Source organism: Mesorhizobium sp. M1334 (assembly GCF_040317995.1).
Taxonomy (GTDB): domain Bacteria; phylum Pseudomonadota; class Alphaproteobacteria; order Rhizobiales; family Rhizobiaceae; genus Mesorhizobium.
Map to the genome: position 1 here is coordinate 1 of NZ_JAMYLM010000039.1, position 12963 is coordinate 12963.

Below are 12963 nucleotides of genomic sequence, written 5' to 3' on the forward strand. Positions count from 1 at the left end.
ATGCTTTTGCTCAGCCGGCAGCTCCCGTTCTACAGGCAGATTTAGCAGGTTGCGAAGGTGATTGCGGATTACCTCTGACTAGTGAAAAATGGCGCAGGACGGCACGCTTAGCGCCGTCCCGCGGGGGAGCAGCGCGCTTGCGCCCCAGAGGGCTACGTTTCAGCCATTTCAAGAAGCCGCTTAAGCGATAATACTTCCCTTGAGTGCGGCCGCGCGTCTGGCCGCTGTTCAGATATTTGAGAAAGGCTCACCCTGGATTCACGGCGAACGTCCTGAGCGAGCAAGTGCGACCGGGAAATCCGAAATCCAGCGCTCCCATACCGAGGCGCTCCCAAGGCCGCCATGGAAGTCGCGATGAAATTCTCTGACGACCTGATGCGCGATTCCTCCGTCGCTCAGAAATTCGCGAAGCTTCGCAACGGGGAAGCCGTTTTCCGAAACAGGCTAAACGGCGTTCAGTTCAAGACGCTGTGCGAAGCGCTGGTTCGCGGCCTGTCAGGAAGAAACAGCACATCGGCAGATTTGGTGCCGGTTGTTCTGGCCTCAATCTCGGATTGGCTTGCCTTTTGGTGCCCGGTCCGGGTCAGCCAGTATGCCTCGTATCCGTTATCCGACAAGAGGCGCAGGACTACCAAAACCGACGCCCCGAACTTGTTCAATCCCTGGTCGGAAAGTTCGACAAACAGGGCCGGCCGGGCGAACCTCAGGATCTCGATCATGCCCTGAAGCGTCAGCAGTTCGGCACCCTGCACATCGATTTTCACGAGCGCCGGGCGCCGAGGTCCCTTGTCCGCGAGCAATCCGTCGAGCGTCACTGCGGTGACCGGCACGCCGGTGCCGTTCCGGGAAAGCTTGTGGTCGGCCGGGTAAAGCGGGTTGATTTCGAGAAAGGTCCTGCCGGGCTCAGCGGCGGCGACCACCCTCAGCGCCTCAACGCGGCCAAGGAGACCCGCGCGCTCGAGCGCGCAAATCAGGCCGCGGTAATTCTGATCCTCCGGCTCGATGGCAATCACCTTTCCGCCATCGCCGACCCATTCAGCAAAGCGGAGCGAGAAGAAGCCGACATTGGCGCCGACGTCGATGACCAGCGATCCGTCTGGCACGAATTCCCTCAGCTGATCGATTGGGCCTGCTTCAAAATACCCTTTGTAGAGGGGATAAAGCGCAAGATAGGCGCGGTGGAAAAGCGGAAGACGCTGCAGGCCGAGCTTGGCGGTCAGCACGTATAGCCTGATAGCCGAATCTCTTAGGAAAACTTTGAGCATTCAGGAACCATCCAATGACACCTATGCAGGATTATGCAGGATTTGTTGACAGTGACTTGTCGAGGGCCCGCCCGGAGGGCCGCAGCGCAACGATGTTCGTTCGGCTATGCAGACTTTACCACTCGATCAAGAACCTGATCGCGGGAATAAAGAGGTACCTCCCGAGGATCGGCATCGACACACCGCCCCAAGACCACTGGCTGGATAATGCCGCCACCGCCATCAGCCGGAGGTTTCCAAATTGCGAACATCAGGAGCACTTCCTCGCCTGACCGGCTGGCGTGGCTCAGCTCGGAAAACCATTGTTTGGTCCCGGCGAACAGCTTCGCTGAGTACGCTCCCGAGCCCAGCCCGGTGACCCAAAAAAACGTGGTCTGGTTCGCGCTGAGGCATGTGGACGCACATTCAACGGCGACCGACGGACGAAGTCCAAACCCTTGCCCGGACCGCACTACGCTAATGGCTTCCTCACGATGGCGCCGAACGAGCCGATCCATCCCAGGATTGCCGTGATCACACCACGGATGAGGCCCACGAAATTTGCGTGCGACATGGGATGAGGCGAAGGCGTTGCTGCGGCCGGATAATGCGCTGAAGATTGTAATGCGCGGCGAGGACAAAGAGGGTCAGGCAGCAGCCTTAAACCGACTGAGACCTCTATAACCTGGTGCCCTATGGTTGCATCGAGGCCCACCTGCCGCGCCGCAATATAGTCGGGGTAACCAGTCCTCGTCGTTTCACTATAAGATTGGCTGTGCCATCGGTAAGCGGCGGCGACCATTGCAATCGCATCTTGGTCAAGCCCCTCTTACGAGGAGGGCAATATGAAAAATATATCGAAGTACGTTTGTTTCACAGCGCTCATGATCGTCACGTGCTGCACGAGTGGTGGAGGTGGTGGATCGTCGCTGCTACCGCCGGCTGGGTACACCACCAGTCAGCTGATATTCGAGGACACCTTCACCGGGCACTCGCTCGACTCCACGAAGTGGATAGCGGCGATCGCGGACCAGAACGGTATCTGGCAGCAGAGCGTGCCGTCGCCGTACTCCGCGATGAACGCTGGGGGATTCAATGCCGAGTACTTCGACCCGGCTCAGATCAGCACTGGCCCATCAGGCTTGAAGATCGTTGCGACGAGAAGCAACCGGTTCGCCGGGTACACCTGGAAGTCGGGCGCCATCTGCACGCACGGCAAATTCACGTTTGCCGGTGGCTACGCCCAGATACGCATGAAGCAGCCGGACGTCAGCACTGGCGGATGGCCAGGCTTCTGGCATCTCGAGGGCGGGGCCGAGATCGACACGCAGGAGGGCGGGTTTCTCAACGGCTCCGTGCCGGGCAACGCAGTGCTGGCAAACGCTTTGCTGGCTGCCACCACCGAGCAGCGGTTCTTCGATGCTGGTGTGGACCTGTCGGCCGACTATCACGTGTGGGGCATGGAGTACGTACCGGGCGTGTCAATCAAGTTCTATTTCGATGGTGTGCTCAAGCGAACCGTCACTACTCACGTGCCGACCGGTGCCATGACCCTGCTCATTAATCTGAGTATCGCCAACAGCAGCGCGTCTGGCTGGCACACGGCCTACGACAGTTCGACCCCAGCAATGCTCGAACTGGAGGTGACCGACGTTCAGGTGTATCAGCTGAGCATGACCGACAGCATCGAGGGGTGACCCATTCGATCACCTGCGATCGATCATGGCAGCGGTTTGATCGGCACGGGTTCGTCGACCCGCACCGGCTGTGCGGCAAATGAGATTGATGCGGCGCGCGCCCGACGCCTTCAGCTGAAGCGCCTCGCAAGTTCGGCGGTGAGCTTGTGCGATGGTGTCCGCCGCGTCGATCGGTCCCGCGAAGGCGACGGACTTGGATCAGTTCCTGCAGGGCGGATCGACTCGATTGGCTTGCCGACATGGCCGGTCGCGAGGCCGACGAGCCAACCGGCTCACTGGACAGTGGGACCAGCGACGAGATCCTATCACTGTTCGGCGGCCTTCATCGCGACGGTCACACCATCATCCGGTTCCGAATTCGCCGATCGCGCGGGCCAACAGATCACGCAGCACGATGGTCGGATCCTCGGCGACGATGTGGCATCAGGCAAAATTCGCTTCTGAACGCCATGAGCTTGCTCCCATGAGTCTTCTGGAGAGCCTGCGAACGCCACGCGCGCGCTTCGCGGGATCAAACTGCGGAGCGCCTTGACCGTTCTTGGGATCACCGTTGGCGTCGCCGCACCGGCGAGCGCGGTGCAATTCCGTGCGGATCAGCAAAATGGGGCTACCCCTGAGGAACGATCGCGGATCGGAGAAAACCATGCGATGAATTCAGAGATGACGCATGAGACGCATGACCTTAACGCAAGCGCAGAGCTTTAACGCCCGGTCCGGTCGAACTCCCGGCTCTCCAGCGGTCAAGGCTTGTAAATGGAAGTTGTCATTGCACAGTCCGAAAGACTTAAGGCGCCAAAGCTTGCGCCCACGAAGAAAAGGCCAATCCGGTTGGGTGAACCGCACGCTATTCTTGTATCGGGAGCTGCGGGCTTCGTAGGAAGCAAGCTCGCAAGGCTCTTTGTTGATCGTGGATATCCGGTCTTCGGCTTTGATGACCTGTCACGAGGTTCTCGGCAAAACCTAAGTGGCCTCCTCACGCATGAGAGGTTCATTTTTGAGAAGGTGGATCTCTCAGACGCCGGTGCAGTGAGAAGCCGCTTTATGAATTGTCACAGTCGCATTCCGATTTCCGAAGTTTGGCACATGGCTGCCAATTCGGACATTGCTGCGGGAACCGCCGATGCCTCTGTTGATCTACGCGATACCTTTCTGTCGACGTTCAACGTGTTGAACGCAATGAAGGAGGCGGGGGTTCCGTTCCTTGCTTTCGCTTCCAGTTCAGCAGTATACGGCGATTTGGGGGAGGCTCCGATTAGAGAGGATGTCGGGCCGCTGCTGCCCGTTTCCAACTACGGTGCTATGAAGCTCGCATCGGAGGCGCTCATCAGCGCTGCCGTCGAGAACTGGCTAGCTCGGGCTTTGCTCTTTCGGTTTCCGAACGTGATCGGCGTTCCAGCAACACACGGTGTCATCCTAGATTTCGTGAGAAAGCTAAGGATCACGCCAAACAAGCTGAATGTTTTGGGATCGGGGCGACAGCAGAAAGCGTACCTTCACGTCAATGATCTGATTGATGCAATTGTATACTTGCGTGCGAACGCATCCGAGCGGCTTGGCTATTACAATATCGGCCCCGGGGACAACGGGGTAACCGTTAGCTTCATAGCGGAGACGACTGTCGGGGCTGTCGCACCGGGCGCAGGGATCGAATATGGAGTTGAAGACCGCGGTTGGACGGGTGATGTTCCCCGATTTTCCTATGACATAGCTAAAATCAGTGCACTCGGTTGGCGGCCCCAGCTTGGTTCGGCTGACGCTGTTCGAAAAGCCGTCGGAGAAATCGTGCGACAGGAAGGACACCTGTGATGCAGGCGGTTGTACTTGCGGGCGGTCGAGGGACGCGGCTCAGGAGCCGGACAAGTGACTTGCCTAAGTCGCTGGTCAACGTTGGTGGCAGGCCACTTCTTGAGCATCAAATCGCCCTCGCCAAGCGACACGGTATCGAGAGGATCTTGATTCTGGTGAACCACGCTGCCGAGCGAATCGTGGAGTTTTGCAATCAGCGCGAGAATTGGGGGATTGACGTTCTTTGCGTAAATGACGGTTCGCCTCGCGGGACTGCTGGAGCAGTTCTGTCCGTTTTGGATCTGCTCGACGACGACTTCCTTACGATCTATGGCGACACGATGCTCGACATCGATCTCACCCGCTTTAAGTGCTTCCATGAAGAAAACAAGGCAGCAGCCGCAACAGTTTTCACCCATCCGAATGATCACCCGCATGATTCCGATCTGATAGAAACGTCAGAAGACGGTATGGTTACCGCGTTCTATCCATGTCCACACGATCCCGATTGCTATTATCCCAACAAAGTCAGCGCGGCTCTTTACTATATTAGAAGACAAGCTTTATTCCCGTGGCGCGCCACAGTAACTCCGCTCGACTTTGGCAAAGACCTTTTTCCTGAAATGCTTCGGGCCGGTATGAAAATTAGAAGCTACAACAGCCCTGAGTACATAAAGGACGCTGGGACCCCTGCGCGACTTGACAAGGTTTGCGCCGACTTTGAATCGGGCTGCATAGCTCGAGCCTCACTCACTTCTCCGCAGAAAGCAGTATTTTTGGACAGGGACGGGTGCATCAATGTTGACTATGGACACATCGATCGTCCCGAACGTTTCGAACTGATTGAGGGAGCTGCGGCCGCGATCGCTTGTTTCAACCGAGCCGAATACCGGACAATTGTCGTCACTAACCAACCCGTTGTGGCCAGAGGCAATTGCTCTGCACGAGACTTGCGGATGATCCATAACAAGATGGAAACTGAGCTTGGCCGCCGTGGAGCTTTTGTTGATGCCATCTATTTCTGCCCGCACCATCCAGATCGCGGCTTTATCGGTGAGGTGGAAGAGCTGAAGATCCGCTGTGAATGCCGCAAGCCTTCTACTGGGTTGATTAATGAGGCGGTCGAGGCATTCAATATCGATCGCAGCCAATCCTGGGTCATCGGCGATTCGTCTACGGATGTCGCTCTCGCAAAGCGGTCTGGCATCAGATCGATCCTAGTCGAGACGGGCGCGGGCGGGTTGGATAGCAAGTATCATGTCGCGCCCGACTATACCGTTTCAGACTTGTTGGAGGCAGCTAAGTTCATTCTCGCCGTTCATCCACCCTTGATAAATTCAGCATCTGATCTGATCTCGCATGTGAAGCCAGGTGATGTTTGTTTCGTAGGAGGCCTCTCCCGGAGCGGAAAGAGTTTTCTTTCCAGCGCTATCGCGGAGGTCCTTCGCGGGCGCGGCTTTGAGACGGAAATCGTTGCTCTTGATCGCTGGATACGGTCCGTCGCGGATCGCGAACCAGCCGTGATGGGTCGCTCCAGTGTGGACGAGATCAGGCAGGTTCTAAGCCGCTTAGTGGGAGTTCGCTCTCGCGAGACGCACGAACTGCCCTTTTACGAAAAGCTCAGCCGCATATCGCATCCAAGATCGGAAAGCATAACCGTTTCTCCGAAAACCGTCCTGGTCGTGGAAGGAACCGTCGCTCTTTGGCTATCCGATGTGGTTTTGGGCGGTCGTGCACACACATTTTTCGTTGATATTGATGAGGAGGTGCGGATGTCCAGAGTAGCGCGAGAATACTTGCGGCGAGGCATGGATTGGGGCACTGCAGCGAGCATTTACAGTTCGCGCCAAGAGGACGAGACACCGATCGTGTTGGCATCGCGGGCGCATGCTGAACATTGCGTCCAATTGCGGGCGATTGAGCTGACAGAGGCAGTTCAATGATCATTAGTCAGACGCCGTTTCGAGTCAGCTTTGTGGGAGGTGGTAGCGATCTTCCTGCCTTCTATCGGCAGGAAAGTGGCGCCGTCCTAAGCGTTGCCATCGACAAGTACGTCTACGTGAATGTGAACCGCAAGTTCGATAGTGGCACTCGAATCGCCTATTCGAAAACGGAAGAAGTAGACAGTGTTGAGCACATCCAGCATCCGATTGTAAGGGCGACGATGGGATATCTTGGAATCCCTGGAGGAGTTGAGATAACAACAATTGCCGATATTCCATCGAAGGGAACAGGACTTGGATCCTCGAGCACTTTTACCGTTGGCCTTCTACATGCATTAAACGCGTTTCGTGGGCAGTATGTCTCCAAGGCAAGGCTCGGCGCTGATAGTTGTCGCATTGAGATCGAACTTTGTGGCGCTCCCATTGGAAAGCAAGATCAATACGCCGCCGCTTTCGGGGGGTTGAACCTTATCGAGTTTCACCCTGATGAAAGCGTCTCGGTGTCACCGCTCATATGCCCAGCTGATTTTATCGCTTCAATTGAGAAACAAGTTCTCATGTTTTACACCGGCATTACGCGTAGTGCTTCAGACATTCTCGTCCGACAGTCAGAGGAGATCGCAAGCGCACCCGACAAGCGGAAAGCGCTCAGGCGGATGGTCGAGCTCACGTATCACCTTCGTGATGAACTGCATCGATGCAACCTCGACGCCTTCGGCGAAATCCTCCATGAGAACTGGCTCTTAAAAAAGAGCCTCTCTGAAGAAATCACGAACGATGTAATCGATGGCTGGTACCGAACTGCGTTGCGAGCAGGGGCCACGGGCGGCAAGTTACTTGGAGCAGGTGCAGGAGGCTTTCTCATGTTCTTCGCGCCTCTCGATCGCCACGACGCAATCAAAGTAGCCCTCGGGGAGCTAAAGCATATCCCTGCGAAATTCGACTTCGTCGGGAGTCGCATCGTTCATTATCAACCGACATCGGAGGCCACCCAATGAATGACTTCAGCGGCAGCGCTCAAGTATATTTCGAAAAGCTCGAGACCGTTCTGGCTTCGTTAGATCACCAAAGCTTTGATAACGCAGTGGCCTTGGTCGCGCAGGCACAGGAAGACGGCAAGCAAATAATCACACTTGGAAACGGTGGCAGCTCACTTACAGCGTTACACTTTATCACGGACTGGAACAAGAGCATCTATCTCTCTACGAAGCGCCCGTTTCGTGGTCGGACTCTGATCGACAATGTGGGCCTTACATTTGCGTACGCCAACGATGTTTCTTTCGAGGATGTATTCGTCGAGCAGCTGAAGAACATCCTGAACGATGGCGACTTGGTCATTGCCATCTCCGGCAGCGGGAACTCGGAAAACGTTTTGCGCGCTGTTCGATACGCTAATGATCATGGCGCAGTCACGTTGGGTCTTTGTGGATATAGTGGAGGAGCGCTCAAGCAGATCGTCCAACACGTGGTTTGGGCGAATGTAAATGACATGCAACTAGCGGAAGATATACATTCTATGTTCGGGCATGTCGTTATGCAGCGTCTTTGCTTTGGAAGTACACAAAAGTGGAGCGATTGGCGACAACGGCTCAGTGCTGCTGGAGGCCTCAATCCAAATCGAGCTGGCGCCGAGACGGCTTGGCAACCCTGATCGAGAACAAGCCATGCCGCAGTTGGACGAACGCGGCCAATTATAGGCGGGGCCAACCTTGCCTGTACAGACGACGATGGGGTGAAAGAGCAGACCAGGCGGTTCGCAGACGGCCGCAAGGTGGAGCTTTGGCGCATGGTTGCGCAGTTCAAATTTGACTGGGGATCGATCACCCCTGCCAGTGGCCGAGGTCCTGAGGAAATGCGGTCGTGCCTACAGAGGCGAATACTCGGAAAACTGGCAGGGTGATCATGCTCTGGCTCTTACAGCGGCGAGCTACCTGCGCGAGGAACTGCTCAAGAATTTGGCCGCCGATCCTGAAATGAACACTTGGACTGGCCCCGCTCTTTGAGCGCTATCGCCTGCTGCCGAGAGTCCGCTTTGGACCGACTACGGTCTTGCGCATACGTTACTCCGCCCGATAATTCCACGGCAGGAGTTTCTCAATCCGGCTCTGCATGTGACCGTTAACGATGGCGGTGAGCGTGCTGTTCAGATAGGCCTGTGAATCGACGGCATTGAGTTTGCAGGTCTCGATGAGCGAGGCAATGGTCGCCCAGTTCTCCGCTCCGGCGTCATGCCCTGCGAAGAGTGCGTTCTTTCGATTGAGGGCTATCGGCCGGATGGTTCTTTCGACGCTGTTGTTGTCGATCTCGATGCGGCCGTCGGTCAGGAAGAGCCTCAGGCCATCCCAATATTTGGCGAAATAGGCCAAAGCTTCGCCGAGCGGGGACTTTGTCACGACACGGGCACGGTGATGGACAAGCCAAGCCTGCATGTCGGCGAGCAGTGGCGCTGACCGCTCCTGTCGTCCGGCTAGAGCACGTCCTGTTTAATCCGGTTCATATCCTGCGGCTTTGAAGTAGTTGGCACATTCGGCTGGGGTGAAGAGGTCGACGACCGCGCCGACCGCGTCCCAGAGAGCTTTGATGGTTCTCTCGGCCTTTGCTCGCAGCAGCGCCTTGAGTTTGGCGAAGGCGTTCTCAATCGGATTGAAGTCGGGACTGTAGGGCGGCAAGTAGAGCAGGCTCGCGCCTGCGGCCTCAATCGCGTCGCGCACGCCGGCGGCCTTGTGGGCGGGCAGGTTGTCCATGACGACTACGTCGCCCGCCGACAATGTAGGGACCAGCACCTGCTCGACATAGGCCAGGAACACGTTGCCGTTCATGGCGCCGTCGTAGACGAAGGGCGCAGTCATGCCCGTCAGCCGCAGCGCTCCGGTGAAGGTCGTGGTCTTCCAGTGGCCATGCGGCACGCCGGCCCGGCAGCGCTCGCCGCGCGGCGCTCTTCCACGCAGGCGGGCCATCTTTGTGGAGAGGCCGGTCTCATCGATGAACACGAGCTTCGCCGGATCAAGATCGAGCTGGCCGTCGAACCAGTCCCGGCGCCGCTTCAGGATGTCGAGGCGACCCTGCTCCAGTGCGTGCGCGGACTTTTTTTGAATGTCCAGCCGTGACCGCGAAGCCAGGCGCTCAAGGCGCTGCGGCTGATCCGCACTGACTGCTCGGCGACGAGACGCTCCACCATCTCGTTCAGCGTGATGTCCTGGCGCTCCTCGATCAGCCCGACGATGAAGGCTTCATGCGCATCGAGGCTGGAGGCGCGGCGGCGGCCCTGCGGGCGTGGCGCCAGTTCGCCGATCTTCGCCCGCGCAATCCAGCGGATCGCGCTGGACACTCCCACGCCGAACCGCGCCGCCGCTTGCCGCGCCGACATGCCCTCGTCCGAAGCCTTCAAGACCCGCGACCGAAGATCACCGCTCAATGCTCTTCCCATCGTCCACCTCCCTCGAGGTGGATGTTGAATCAGCACAAAACGCAGCCGTCACTTCACAATCGATTCATCGATCACAGGACGTGCTCTAGGCGAGCCTCCGGGTCACGGCCGCGCAATTCGGCTTCGATCCGATACAGTTCGCCGATCCGTTTGATGCCCTCCTCGGCAATAGGTGCCGTTGCGTTCCGGGTGATCTCCACCAGCTTGCGACGAGCGTGCGCCCAGCAATAGGCAAGCCGAATGTCCGGCCGATGCGGTCGGGTCCGATCAGTCTGTTGTATCCGGCATAGCCATCGACCTGAAGGACACCGGAGAAGCCCTGCAATATCCGTTCGGCATGAATGCCCCGCGACCGGGAGCGTAGGTGAAGGCCACACCTGGCGGCGCACCTCCGTTCCAAGGACGATCATCCCGCGCGAGTGCCCAGAAGTATCCGGTCTTGGTTTTGCGCGAACCGGGATCGAGCACCGGAGCACGGGTCTCGTCCATGAAGAGCTTGGTCGAGCGCTTCAAGTCGGCAATCAACGCATCGAAGACCGGGCGAAGCTCGTAGGCTGCCCGACCGACCCAGTCGGCAAGTGTGGAGCGGTCGAGATCGATGCCCTGGCGGCTCATGATCTGGGCCTGACGGTAAAGCGGAAGGTGATCGGCATATTTGGAGACCAGCACATGGGCCACCGTCGCTTCCGTCGGCAAGCCCGCCTGGATGAGCTGTGCCGGAGCCGGAGCCTGAACGACGCCGTCGGTGCAGGCACGGCACGCATATTTGGGGCGGCGGGTACAATGACGCGGACTGCGCCGGGACTACATCCAGCCGCTCGGAGACATCCTCGCCGATGCGATGCAGGCAACCACCGCAGGCGCAGACCAGACTTTCCGGCTCGATGATCTCTTCGAGACGGGGAAGATGCTGCGGAAAGGAGCCGCGATTGGTCGCGCGTGGCCTGTTAATCCTGTTCCCGGCGGGAGCATCCGCCTCGTCTTCGGCATGGATCGTGGCAATCGCCGTTTCCAGGTCTTCCAGTGCCAGATCGAACTGGTCGGGATCGGTCTTCTCGGACTTGCGTCCGAAGGCTGCCTGTTTGAAGGCCGCGACCAGCTTCTCAAGCCGTTCGATCCCCTCATCCTTGCGGGCAATCTGGGCGTCTTTGCCTGCCTCGCTTAGCCGCGCCGCGATTCAGCATCGCCTTCAGGGCGGCAACATCGTCGGGAAGATCGGCGGTATCAAGCATGACCAGAAGTTACCAAATCCCGACCCGTTTTGCCTTCGGAATCTATCGTCCTGAGTCATCGTGCCGCAGCTATTCGACAGTCTCCGGCGTTCTCGTCTTGATGGCATGAACCCGCCGCCAATCCAGGCCCGCAAACAGGGCTTCGAACTGGGCGTGGGTCAGCGTCATCAGTCCATCCTTGATACCGGGCCAGGTGAAGGTGTGCTCTTCCAGCCGCTTGTAGGCCAGGACGATACCGGAGCCATCCCAATAGATCGCTTCAGCCGGTCTGCCTTACGCGACCGGAACACGAAGACCGTGCCGGTGAACGGGTCCTTGTGCAGTTCGTTCTTCACCAATGCCGCCAATCCGTCATGACCCTTGCGGAAGTCCACGGGTTTGGTCGCCACCATGATCCGCACGCGGTTCGATGGGAAGATCATGTCGTCGTCGCCAAGGCACGCGCGATGGCAGCGATCCGGGCAGCAGACGCCCCTTCCTCAAGACGGATGGTGACCGGACCCACGACAATCTCGGCGCGGGAGGCGGCTTTGGCAGCCAACGGCTCCGGCGCGGTCGTGTCGACAACCATGGCCGCGAATTCGACTGCGTCTTCCGGCTCAGGCAAAACCAGCTTACCCTGCCGGGCCAGTGTTCGCCAGGACGACAGATGATTGGCTTTCAGCCCGTGACGTTCCGCGACCTCGTTCACCGTCACGCCAGGACGCAAGCTTTCCGAAACGATCCGTGCCTTGACCGCGTCCGGCCATTGGCGATGAACCTCCCGTCGGCCCCGCCGCGTCGTGAGAACCTCCAACGTAGTCTCCATGGAGAAACTCCTTGCCGCTCATCCATGGGCACTCAATCACAGATCACGCGACAATGGGCAACGTGGGGGGGAGAACAGCGGTTACGATGCAGGCACGCTGGCGTTGCGATCAAGCGGCCTGTCGGTGCTGTAGGGGCTGCGCTCGATAACGGTGCCAGCCTCCAACTTTCGATCCGCGCAAACGGCACGGTCAAACGGTCAAACATCCGGGCCGGCAGTTCCAGCCACAGGCACGTCAGCCCGTCCGCCACGCAGCAACGGCAGATATTCCAGCTGCCCCTTTTGATCACCTCATGGACACGGGCGGTGCGCTCGAGCCACGGGCGCCCAAAGCAGCGCAACATTTCAGCCGACGGACACGGTTTTCGCAGGGCGCCCGGAACGCTGTTTCGGTGCGGCCGTTCGACACACTGCCTACATTAGAAGGTGTTAATAAGTTATCACCTAGCCTCATTCTCGCCGCAAATGGCAGGTTTGGTTACGTACATCGTCCTCGAATGATCAATTCACACAGGTACAAAGCCGTGTGTGAAAAGGTTAGAAAACGGAAGTACCTGTGTTTTACTTAGCGACGCGGGTCAAATTAAAACAAAAAACCGCAATGAGCTAATGGTCTACGGTGCTTATACTATACGACAGGCTCGGCGTTACGTCCGCCGGAAGAGTTGCTCTCACTTCGATCCGGCAGCGGCTGGAACCGTTGAACACCTTGTGGGGCGTCGGCAGCGACACCGTATATGGTTTCAAGGAGGAGGCCCTGATGAGCATTCCCGTTGACAAAACTCACCTTCGAGGGCGGGCTTAACGTTAAGCTCGCTCGACAATAT

General features: G+C 57.9%; 8 protein-coding genes and 3 pseudogenes. 5 read left to right on the forward strand and 6 right to left on the reverse strand.

Features of this window, described 5'->3' with window-relative positions:
* Window positions 1-455: 455 nt before the first annotated feature.
* Complete coding sequence (locus NKH17_RS31575; RefSeq protein ID WP_352808958.1) at window positions 456-1265, reverse strand: FkbM family methyltransferase; 810 nt, start codon at window positions 1263-1265, stop codon at window positions 456-458.
* An 824-nt stretch (window positions 1266-2089) separates the two neighbouring features.
* Between NKH17_RS31575 and NKH17_RS31580 the strand changes: the two genes are divergently transcribed.
* The 5 genes from NKH17_RS31580 to NKH17_RS31600 all read left to right on the forward strand — a co-directional run bounded on the left by NKH17_RS31580 (window position 2090) and on the right by NKH17_RS31600 (window position 8320).
* On the forward strand, window positions 2090-2941 hold the full coding sequence (locus NKH17_RS31580) for a glycoside hydrolase family 16 protein (RefSeq protein ID WP_352808956.1): 852 nt from the start codon (window positions 2090-2092) through the stop codon (window positions 2939-2941).
* 753 nt (window positions 2942-3694) lie between these two features.
* Window positions 3695-4747 carry an NAD-dependent epimerase/dehydratase family protein gene (locus NKH17_RS31585; RefSeq protein WP_352808954.1) on the forward strand — a complete coding sequence of 351 codons (1053 nt, stop codon included), beginning with the start codon at window positions 3695-3697 and terminating at the stop codon, window positions 4745-4747.
* Window positions 4747-6669 (forward strand): HAD-IIIA family hydrolase, encoded by a 1923-nt coding sequence (locus NKH17_RS31590; RefSeq protein WP_352808952.1) that lies wholly within the window; start codon window positions 4747-4749, stop codon window positions 6667-6669. Before NKH17_RS31585 ends, NKH17_RS31590 begins: the two co-directional genes overlap by 1 nt.
* The gene (locus tag NKH17_RS31595) at window positions 6666-7667 is read left to right on the forward strand and encodes a GHMP family kinase ATP-binding protein (protein ID WP_352808950.1); all 1002 of its coding nucleotides are present in this window, start codon (window positions 6666-6668) and stop codon (window positions 7665-7667) included. The genes NKH17_RS31590 and NKH17_RS31595 overlap by 4 nt, the downstream gene beginning before the upstream one ends.
* Window positions 7664-8320: an SIS domain-containing protein gene (locus NKH17_RS31600; protein WP_352531676.1), complete on the forward strand. Its 657-nt coding sequence runs from the start codon at window positions 7664-7666 to the stop codon at window positions 8318-8320. The genes NKH17_RS31595 and NKH17_RS31600 overlap by 4 nt, the downstream gene beginning before the upstream one ends.
* 409 nt (window positions 8321-8729) lie before the next feature.
* Here the strand turns inward: NKH17_RS31600 and NKH17_RS31605 are convergent.
* From NKH17_RS31605 to tnpA, 5 genes and pseudogenes are all read right to left on the reverse strand, one after another.
* Window positions 8730-9140, reverse strand: a pseudogene (locus tag NKH17_RS31605) (IS66 family transposase); the annotation flags it as partial.
* A 12-nt stretch (window positions 9141-9152) separates the two neighbouring features.
* Window positions 9153-10096 (reverse strand): IS630 family transposase gene (locus NKH17_RS31610; protein WP_352809076.1). Its coding sequence is split into 2 segments (ribosomal slippage): window positions 9153-9760 and window positions 9760-10096, totalling 945 coding nucleotides; the frame shifts between segments, so codons are not numbered across the junction.
* An 86-nt stretch (window positions 10097-10182) separates the two neighbouring features.
* Window positions 10183-11328, reverse strand: a pseudogene (tnpC, locus tag NKH17_RS31615) (IS66 family transposase); the annotation flags it as partial.
* A 69-nt stretch (window positions 11329-11397) separates the two neighbouring features.
* A pseudogene (gene tnpB / locus NKH17_RS31620) lies at window positions 11398-11750 on the reverse strand (IS66 family insertion sequence element accessory protein TnpB).
* On the reverse strand, window positions 11747-12136 hold the full coding sequence (gene tnpA, locus NKH17_RS31625; protein ID WP_352806206.1) for an IS66-like element accessory protein TnpA: 390 nt from the start codon (window positions 12134-12136) through the stop codon (window positions 11747-11749). The pseudogene tnpB and the gene tnpA overlap by 4 nt, the downstream one beginning before the upstream one ends.
* Between the last annotated feature and the right edge of the window lie 827 nt (window positions 12137-12963).

Bases quoted from the DNA above. Each gene is read 5' to 3' on its own strand.
- NKH17_RS31575 (WP_352808958.1), bottom strand. From the start codon at position 1,265: ATGCTCAAAGTTTTCCTAAGAGATTCGGCTATCAGGCTATACGTGCTG.
- NKH17_RS31580 (WP_352808956.1), top strand. From the start codon at position 2,090: ATGAAAAATATATCGAAGTACGTTTGTTTCACAGCGCTCATGATCGTC.
- NKH17_RS31585 (WP_352808954.1), top strand. From the start codon at position 3,695: ATGGAAGTTGTCATTGCACAGTCCGAAAGACTTAAGGCGCCAAAGCTT.
- NKH17_RS31590 (WP_352808952.1), top strand. From the start codon at position 4,747: ATGCAGGCGGTTGTACTTGCGGGCGGTCGAGGGACGCGGCTCAGGAGC.
- NKH17_RS31595 (WP_352808950.1), top strand. From the start codon at position 6,666: ATGATCATTAGTCAGACGCCGTTTCGAGTCAGCTTTGTGGGAGGTGGT.
- NKH17_RS31600 (WP_352531676.1), top strand. From the start codon at position 7,664: ATGAATGACTTCAGCGGCAGCGCTCAAGTATATTTCGAAAAGCTCGAG.
- tnpA (WP_352806206.1), bottom strand. From the start codon at position 12,136: ATGGAGACTACGTTGGAGGTTCTCACGACGCGGCGGGGCCGACGGGAG.